The organism is Methanogenium sp. MK-MG (assembly GCF_009914725.1).
GTDB lineage: Archaea > Halobacteriota > Methanomicrobia > Methanomicrobiales > Methanomicrobiaceae > Methanogenium.
On record NZ_JAAAWJ010000083.1, the window covers coordinates 1 to 8,030 of the forward strand.

Below are 8,030 nucleotides of genomic sequence, written 5' to 3' on the forward strand. Positions count from 1 at the left end.
TGCTGTACTGAGTTGCGAGAGCGCTCGGGAACCATACTTCGCTGCAAATGCTCTGAAAAGAGACGAAAAAATCTGTTCTGTAACTGTTATACAAAGGAGTGAGAGCTCTTGGTGATGATTCTTTCCTGCAATGTGTGAAACCATTCTGTTCTGTATATGTCATGCAAAAGAGCGTGAGTGGTTGATTTCATTCGCTGCAAGGTGCTTGTATTGAGAGGTTCTGTAACTGTTAGACTAATGAGCGTGAGCGTTCTTTGTCTATCTGGTAATTTCCTCCGGGAAAGGTTGCCAGTGACAATGCAGCCCTGTTTAACCTTCTCTGCGTTTTTGTGTATACCTGTCTCACGAAGAAAGCAGGCAGGAAGCCCACGACTTTAGTCGTGGGTAGTTAACATACACACAATGCAAATTATTTAGTATACCGGTTGCATTATACGCACAGGGATTGTGATGCAGAAACAAGACTCAGTATCATATAATGGTGCAGGCCGCCGCTACCGTTCACATACCATGAATGCCCTGGATGCCGTTCTCACGCTGGGCACTCCTTCAAATCGTTTAGCCGCTGCTGCAGTGGCTTTAGCTGCATGGCACTACAGACGCCGCCTGATGGTTCTCTCTATGGCATATACCATACTTACACGGAAGAGACGATGAAGAAGATGAATCATCCTGGTGATGAAGTATGCATCCGTAAAACACTTTTGATAAATAATTTTCAGGTTAAAAAAAAGGGAAGATTAGAATATGTTGTAGATCTGATCATCGCCGGTGTCTGAAAGACGCTTGCGCTCAGTAGGTTCTTCAACAAGTGCAAGGACCGGAAGATCCATATTCACACCAGGCACAAACCCGAACATCTTCTCCATCTCAACCTGCAGGGAGTGCATGAAGAGCGCATTTGGAATGTCCATTGCACAGAGTTCTTCGCACTGTCCGCAGTTCACACAGGAATCAGATATGTGGCTGAACCTGATGAGGTGGAACATGAAGGGTGGCGGAACCTGTCCCGGGGTAACCAGGTGTGGTTTCTTGGTTGAACACTCGACACAGTAGCAGATTGGACAGTTCTCAATGCACTGGTAACACTTGATACAGCGTGAGGTCTCATCCATGATGAACTTCAGGCGGTCTTCGCTCTCACCAAGTGCGCTGAACTGTGCTGCACGGTGTTTGTCAGCGAGTTTGAACATTGCATTCTCGATCTTGCCGCGAATCTCAATGCCCTTGGGGATTGGTGCTGCAGTTTCGATGGCACCGGCTTTTGCTGCGCCCTCGAGAAGTGCTGCTCCCTTGTCGCTGCATACTTCAACGAAGGTTGCCTTGCCTGCTTTCTCACCAATGACTCCCCAGTTTCCGCATGCGAGATCGCACTGGCGGGGAACCTTTGTTTTACAGCGCTGACAGTTTGCACGGCGTCCGTATCCTGCTTCCTCGAGTTCGTCAATGGGGATACCCTTGTGCTCACCATTCTTATCAAGAACAATGAACTGGCCTTTGTCAATCTCTTCTTTGACAATGGAGTCCGGGTCCATCTCGAACTTGTCTGCAATCATTGTACGTGCCAGAACCGGGGACACCGATCCACCACAGTTGAGACCGATCATGATGACATTGTCAAGATTGATCTGTTTTCTCTTTGCAAGCTCGTACATTGCCTTTGCGTCACATCCCTTGAGTACGACTGCAAGCTTCTCGTTCTTTGCCCCGTCAAGATATTTCTTGATGAGTTTCGGGAGAAGGAGTGTACCACAGTGGAGTGATCCCGCTGTCTCTGCAAGCTCAGCCGGGTCTTTGATGAGGACAGGGGTTGCATCGTAGATGTCATATCCCTTCTTCACGGTAAGGACTGCATCGACCATGCCGCTTTCAAGAGCGTACTTGAGAAGTGCCGTGACTGCACCGCCACACTCTCCTTTCTCAAGAATCTCTGCATCACTTGCGGATGCGTATACCATATCGCCTTTAGCTACCATTTTCAGGCCTCCTGAATCTTTTCAATCTTCACTGAACAGGCCTTAAACTCCGGAATCTTAGCGATTGGGTCAAGAGCGTTGTTGGTCAGCATATTTGCTGCACACTCTGCAAAGTGGAACGGCATGAACATGACGCCCTTCATGATTTCAGAGGTGACCTTTGCAGGCACTTCAATTTCACCACGGCGGGTGATGGCTTTGACCATCTCTTTGTCTTTGATGCCAAGTGCTGCTGCGTCTTCAGGGTTGATCTCAATCCAGCCAGTCGGGACTTCATTTGCAAGGGTGTCTGAACGACGGGTCATGCTACCAGTGTGCCAGTGCCAGAGACAGCGGCCAGTGGTAAATACGAATGGATATTCGTCGTCAGGCACTTCTGCCGGAGGTTTCCAGTCGATCGCGTGCATAACACCCATACCGTCAGGGTGGGAGCACTTGTTGATGTGGAGAATGGGTGTACCCGGGTGATCTTCTGTGGGGCATGGCCAGTGAAGTGCCTCAGGCTTGTTGAGACGCTCGTAGGTCATTCCTCCATAGGATGGAGTCAGTGAGCGCATCTCGTTGAATACATCTTCTGTTGTTTCCCATCCAAACTGGTCTGCATAGCCCATTGCTGCTGCAATGTCTGCGATGATCTTCCAGTCGAGTTTTGCCTGTCCTGGTGGCTCCTGTGCCTTTCTCCACATCTGAACACGGCGTTCGGTGGATGTCTGGGTGCCGTCCCTCTCTGCGTAGCAGGTGGCGGGGAGCACAACATCAGCGTGTTCTGCAGTCTCTGTCAGGAAGATATCCTGGACAACGACGAATTCAAGGTTCTCGAATGCATGTTCGACGTGGTGAATGTCAGGATCTGAGAGGAACGGGTTCTCTCCCATAATGTACATTGCCTTGAGCTCGCCAGGGTTATCGGTCAGTACATCCATCATAACGGTTACTTCATACCCGTTCTGAGCTGGACAGATACCGTCGGGGAATGCCCATGCATCTTCGAATTTCTTGTGTGCGGCAGGGTCAATGACCTTCTGATATGCAGTGAACACAACAGGGAGTGCTCCCATATCACAGGCGCCCTGCACATTGTTCTGTCCACGAAGTGCGTTCACACCGCCTCCGCGCTTGCCGATGTTACCGGTAAGCATCTGGAGGTTTGCAGTGGACTTTACGTTGTCAACACCACAGGTGTGCTGGGTGATACCCATTGAGTAGAGCAGTGTACTGGATTCAGCGGTCCCGATCCACTCTGCTGCAGTCCTGAGCTGTTCTGCAGGGATTCCTGAGAGTGTCTCAACATTCTCCGGCAGGTAGTCGTCCTTCAGCACAGTTGCCTTGAGTTCATCATAGCCTTTGGCACGGTTCTGAATCCATTCCTTGTCTTCCCAGCCGTTCCGGATGATCTCTCCCATGATACAGTTCAGGATTGCGACATCAGAGCCTGATCTGAACTGCATGAAGAGGTCAGCCTGCTTTCCGGTACAGGTTAAACGTGGGTCAGCGTAGATGAGTTTTGCGCCTGCCATCTTTGCCTGCATTACTCTGCGGCCGATAAGCGGGTGCTGCTCAAATGTGTTGGACCCGATGATAAAGACACACTTTGACTCTGCAATGTCCCCAATGGAGTTGGTCATTGCACCGGAGCCGAATGATGCAGCAAGACCTGCTACCGTTGAAGCGTGGCAGAGGCGTGCACAGTGGTCAATATGGCGTGTTTTTAATGCACCGCGGGCGAACTTCATCAAAGCGTAGTTGTCTTCGTTTGAAGTACGTGCTGATGAGAGTACTGCACACTCTTCAGGGGTGTAGCTTTTAAACTTCTCTGCGATGAGGGCGTTTGCCTCTTCCCATGTTGCCTCTACAAATTTGCCGTCCTTTTTAATGAGCGGCGTGGTGAGGCGGTCTTCTCTGTTCACAAACTCGTGAGCATAGGTGCCTTTCGGACACACTTTGCCTTCATTGACGGGGGAACGGTGATACGGAGCGGTATCAACGACCTTGCCATCTTTGACCACGAGGTTGAATGAACATCCTGTCCCACAGTATGGGCAGGTTGTCTGAACGTATTTCATGTCCATTATCATTACCTCGAACATGTTCTTTTTTATACTCACAGCATATAAAGGTAATTAAAAATCGAGAGATTATTGGTGGAATTTGTGGTCTGTGCTTTTTGTTATGGAAATGGAGGGTTATTTATTGTCAATTGATTTTCCATCATGTTAATTAGTGAATATTTACTTTTTTCATTCTTGTCGTACAGGAGCGCATATTCCATCTGATCCATGGTTGGATATTACCCCATATTGCCGAAAAATGAGTAATCTGGTTCGTTGTAAAAATGTTATTTCTGGCTGTATTTTTTCTCCAGGCGGACGATAATTACGGTGATTGTGGCTGCAAAGAGAATCTGCATGATTGGCCCTGTGTTGAATTCACTCCACGGGTTGAAGATAATAATTGCAAAGAACGGCACCAGCAGAGATACCAGATCTTTTTTGGGTTTCAGGTAGGCGATGCCGCAGAGGATGAAAGAGCTGATTATACATCCCCATATTCCGACAGAATCCACATGTGAGAGTATGCCGATGGCAATTCCTGCAAAGGCAATGATGGGAACGGATGCCCAGGCATATTTGGGCAGTTGCTGTGCTGACGAAGTATTGTCTGTCATAGTAATCTCCGGTATGGATTTATTAGAAAAGGAGTTTGTCGTCCCGGTAATTAAGGAGCGTGGGTTTAAATTTTACCAGATGATCGTTTTGTCTCTGGTATGTAAAATGTGAAAATTGTTCCTTAACAGGTTTGGTTCAGGTTTTTTTGTTCGTTTTCTTGCGGATGAGAACAGCGTTTATCACCGGGTCACCAACGACTACATACCGCTTGATCACCTGTCCAAGAATTTCAACGACGTCACCTTTCTTTACGTCCTCTTTTGGTGTCGTGAACATCTTCACAGACATTTCACCGCTTTTGTCAGCGACGAGATACTGTGGACGATTGAGTGACTTAAAGAGTACGCGTTCAACAACGCCTTCAACCCTGACAATCTTACCTATGTCATTCGGGCGGATAGTAGCCACCCTGACCGACACTGCTTCTGCTTCGTAATAGGGAATCAGGTCGTTGTACTGACTCTGGCTCATGTAGTTCAGTGCTATTGGAATTGCAAGGAGCATTACAAGAACTGGAACTGCCCAGAGAAGTGAGCGATAATCCCCTGTGAGGAAGACATATGCGATTAAAATAAGGGTAAGGGCTATTACGAGTCCAACCTGGACGATTGAAACCCTTACCGTTGTTCCTTTGATTTTCATTGTTCAGAATTATGCCTGAATGTCTTGCTTGAATGAGATCCAGTAGATGAGACCGACAAAGATCATACCACCGACAATGTTGCCGAGAGTGACGACGATGATGTTGTTTGTCCACATGGTGACCCAGTTCAGGTTGGCCAGTTTTGGACCTATCGCTGCGACTTGGTCTGCTGTCAGGGAGGGCATGGTAAGGAGACCTGCGGGGATGAAGTACATGTTTGCGACACAGTGCTCAAATCCGGAGGAAACGAAAGCCATGATCGGGAACCAGACACCGACAATCTTACCGATTGCGTCATCTGCACAGATTGCGAGAAGAATTGCAAGGTTGACAAGCCAGTTACAGCAGATAGCTTTACAGAATGCGGACCAGAGTCCAAGTCCACCCATGTAGCCTACTTTTCCTGCTGCAATGTTTACTGCGGTAACACCGAATGCGGTTGCGGTTGCAGTGCCTCCTGAGACTGAGACCAGTGGTCCAACAGCCATTAAGTATGCGAATACAAGTGAACCGATCAGGTTACCGACATAGACCCATACCCATAGATTGAGGACTGCTGCCCAACTGATTTTGTGTTTAAACGCTGCCATTGGGGCAAACATTGCGTCACCAGTGAAGAGTTCTGCACCGGTAAGCACGATGATAACAAGTCCTACGGGGAACACTGAACCGAGAACTAATTTTGCGACACCTACTCCAAGGAATGCTGCAGTGCCTGTTACACAGACGGTTGCGAGTGCTGCACCCATTGCGATGTATGCACCTGCCATGAAACCACGCAGGAGCATATTCCAGGCCGGAAGGGCACACTTGCCCTTGCCTGCATCTCCAACCTTGGAGATGATTGTTGCTGGGGGATGGAATACCATTTTTTTTTCACCTCATTTGGCTTGAATTACCAAATAACACACAACTACCTATAATTTATAGGTGATTTAACGTCTTGTATTAGTATATTAATAGCTTTCGATAAAATTTCACTGAAACAGAGAGGTGTTTGGCAATCTCTCTCTAATGTCCATGGGGGTGGTAAATATAAATGCCTTAATTATTTGTTAAGTAAATTCCAGTGGTTTTACTAATGGGAAACATCACGCGGATTTCCCATCTATTTTTTTGAAAATTGAAGGATGATGCCCACACATTAATTAAAAACAGCAAATAATTTAAGTTTAATTTAAAATTAAGGTTCAGAATCTGACTGTAACTGAAAAATAAGAAAAAATGATCCATTCTGTTTTTTACATTCCCGGAGACAATATGGAGATATCAGACGATTTTCTCCAGTTTTCCGGTGTCAAGATCATAGAAAAAGCCATGGAGTTGTATTCTGTCCTCTTCTTCTGCACTCTTTACACAGGAATATGACCTGAGTTTTTCCAGCTGAACTCTGATGTTCTCCAGTTCAATCTCTTTTTTACGTGCGGCAAGGTCGGCACATTCTGCAGGATTACCATGGTCTCCTTCGACTGTCTCTTTCACTTCCTGTGAATGTTTCAGCCATCCCGGAATATATTCCTCATGTGACATGTCAGCATCAAGAGCTTTCATGGCGCCGCAGTCGGAATGACCGCATATGATGATATATTTCACCTTCAGATGGCCGACTGCATATTCAAGGACGCATCCGAGGTTTGGATCGTCCTTTGCAACAATATTGCCGATGTTACGGTGCACAAAGATGTCACCCATCTTTGCAGAGACAATGCGTTCCGGGTTTACCCGTGAATCAGAACATGCAATCCAGAGGGATTCCGGACTCTGGCTGGTTGCCAGTTTCTGATAGTGCTCATTGTCTTTCCGGAAATCGTTTTCGATAAACGCACGGTTCCCTTCTATAAATTTCTCAACCACGTTATCACACCTCTGTGATAATTGGTAATGGTCCGGCAGGATTATTTCTGCATACTGGTTTTTTGTTTATGGAGAATTATTCCGGATTGCCTGCATATACGGGCATGATATTGGAAAAAAACAGTTATGGGATTTTTTGCAGATCTGCTTTCTTTACTGTTGCAGGAGGGGTATAGCGTTTCAGCAGGAGGGATAGTGAGATGACGGTGACTGAACTGAGTGCCATGGCAAGCCCTGCAAACTCGGGACGGAAGGTGATGCCGCAGAGGGGATAGAGGATGCCTGCAGCAACCGGAATTAAGGCCGCATTGTAGGCAAATGCCCAGAAGAGGTTCAGTTTGATTCTGCCCATCACCTTCCGGCCCAGCTGTATGGCTGCTGCCACATCAAGAGGACTGCTCTGGACAAGGACGATGTCACCACTTTCAATTGCGATGTCTGTGCCGCTTCCGATGGCGATGCCGATGTCTGCTGCGGCAAGCGCGGGTGCGTCATTGATGCCGTCACCCACAAATGCAATACATTTTCCTTTGCCCTGCAGCGCCTGAATGATCCCTGACTTCTCATCCGGTAGAACTTCTGCTTTCATAAAGTCAATCCCCAGCCGTTCTGCCACTGCTGCTGCAGTCCGTTCATTGTCTCCCGTTACCATGCCGACATTAAGGCCCATCCTGTGAAGTTCTTCTGTAGCCGCCGCAGATGTCTCCCTGACACTGTCTGATATGCCGATGATGCCTGCAATGGCACCGCCGGCCGCGACCCCGACAGCTGTTTCCCCGCGAATCTGTATAGCCTGACTTTGCCAGTTGAGAAGAAATAAATGTGTTCTTGGTGATGTTTGAATCGACAAAAATGCAGACAACACCAAGAACAGATCAGATTGAGCCCAAT

The 8,030-nt window shown here is 47.7% G+C and carries 8 protein-coding genes; 1 reads left to right on the forward strand and 7 read right to left on the reverse strand.

Annotated elements, in window-relative coordinates; genetic code table 11:
- Nucleotides 1–450: 450 nt before the first annotated feature.
- On the forward strand, nt 451–657 hold the full coding sequence (locus MKMG_RS09790) for a hypothetical protein (protein WP_165077638.1): 207 nt from the start codon (nt 451–453) through the stop codon (nt 655–657).
- Between the two features lie 83 nt (nt 658–740).
- Here MKMG_RS09790 and MKMG_RS09795 read toward each other — a convergent pair whose 3' ends face one another.
- The 7 genes from MKMG_RS09795 to MKMG_RS09825 form a co-directional block, all read right to left on the reverse strand.
- Nucleotides 741–1,976, reverse strand: coding sequence for a Coenzyme F420 hydrogenase/dehydrogenase, beta subunit C-terminal domain (locus MKMG_RS09795; RefSeq protein ID WP_165077639.1), 1,236 nt, complete (start codon nt 1,974–1,976; stop codon nt 741–743).
- A gap of 2 nt (nt 1,977–1,978) precedes the next feature.
- Nucleotides 1,979–4,045, reverse strand: coding sequence for a formate dehydrogenase subunit alpha (gene fdhF / locus MKMG_RS09800; RefSeq protein ID WP_165077640.1), 2,067 nt, complete (start codon nt 4,043–4,045; stop codon nt 1,979–1,981).
- Nucleotides 4,046–4,311: 266 nt separating this feature from the next.
- Entirely contained in the window at nt 4,312–4,641 is a 330-nt protein-coding gene (locus MKMG_RS09805; RefSeq protein WP_165077641.1) for a hypothetical protein, read from the reverse strand.
- A gap of 136 nt (nt 4,642–4,777) precedes the next feature.
- Nucleotides 4,778–5,146, reverse strand: coding sequence for a nucleotide-binding protein (locus MKMG_RS09810; RefSeq protein ID WP_371415214.1), 369 nt, complete (start codon nt 5,144–5,146; stop codon nt 4,778–4,780).
- Between the two features lie 147 nt (nt 5,147–5,293).
- The gene (locus MKMG_RS09815; protein ID WP_165077643.1) at nt 5,294–6,154 is read right to left on the reverse strand and encodes a formate/nitrite transporter family protein; all 861 of its coding nucleotides are present in this window, start codon (nt 6,152–6,154) and stop codon (nt 5,294–5,296) included.
- A 400-nt stretch (nt 6,155–6,554) separates the two neighbouring features.
- The gene (locus MKMG_RS09820; RefSeq protein WP_165077644.1) at nt 6,555–7,139 is read right to left on the reverse strand and encodes a carbonic anhydrase; all 585 of its coding nucleotides are present in this window, start codon (nt 7,137–7,139) and stop codon (nt 6,555–6,557) included.
- A gap of 124 nt (nt 7,140–7,263) precedes the next feature.
- On the reverse strand, nt 7,264–8,030 hold a 767-nt coding region (locus MKMG_RS09825; RefSeq protein WP_165077645.1), incomplete at its 5' end, for an HAD-IC family P-type ATPase.